Source organism: Neisseria sp. P0018.S001, from assembly GCF_051957355.1.
GTDB classification, from domain to species: domain Bacteria; phylum Pseudomonadota; class Gammaproteobacteria; order Burkholderiales; family Neisseriaceae; genus Neisseria; species Neisseria subflava_A.
Genome location: NZ_JBQCWN010000048.1, coordinates 1 through 545 on the forward strand (window position 1 = coordinate 1; position 545 = coordinate 545).

1 protein-coding gene is annotated in these 545 nt (G+C 51.2%); it reads left to right on the top strand.

Annotated elements, in window-relative coordinates:
- Positions 1-135: 135 nt before the first annotated feature.
- On the top strand, positions 136-545 hold a 410-nt coding region (locus ACTHTJ_RS10755), incomplete at its 3' end, for a hypothetical protein (RefSeq protein ID WP_440362672.1).

Here is a 545-nt window from a genome sequence, read left to right on the forward strand (position 1 = left end):
GCGTCAGATGTGTATAATGGACAGTTTCTACGCCGATAAGGTACGCAGCCACCCGGCATTCGCCCCCTTGCTGCCCGAACTTTTGTCTGGTTGCAGGGGTTTCATTGGTGTATTTAGGTACTGGGTCGTTCGGTTGTGCGGTGGGTTTTGGGCGGAGTATGTCTGATTGTTGGTTTGTTTTTGTGGGTTGTTTGGGGGTGTGGGGGGTGGTGGGTTTTTGTGTGGGGGGGTGTGGGGGTGTGGGGGGTTGTGTTGTTGGTGGGGGTTTTGGTTTTTGGGGTGTTTTTGTTTGTGTTGTTGGGGGTTGTGGTGTGTGTTGCGTTTTTGTTGTGTTGTGGGGTGGTGTTGTTGTTTTTGTTTGTTGTTTTTGGGTTGGGTTGTGTGTTGTGGTGTGTTTTTTTGTGGGTGGGGTTTTTGTTGTTGTGTTTTGGGGTGGTGGGGGTGTGTGTTGTTGTGCTGTCGCTGGAGTGTTCGGTGTTGTTCTTGAAGATGTCTCGCCCGGGTGGCGTCGTTGTGTTAAGACCATCGATTTCGGCCTGGTTTAC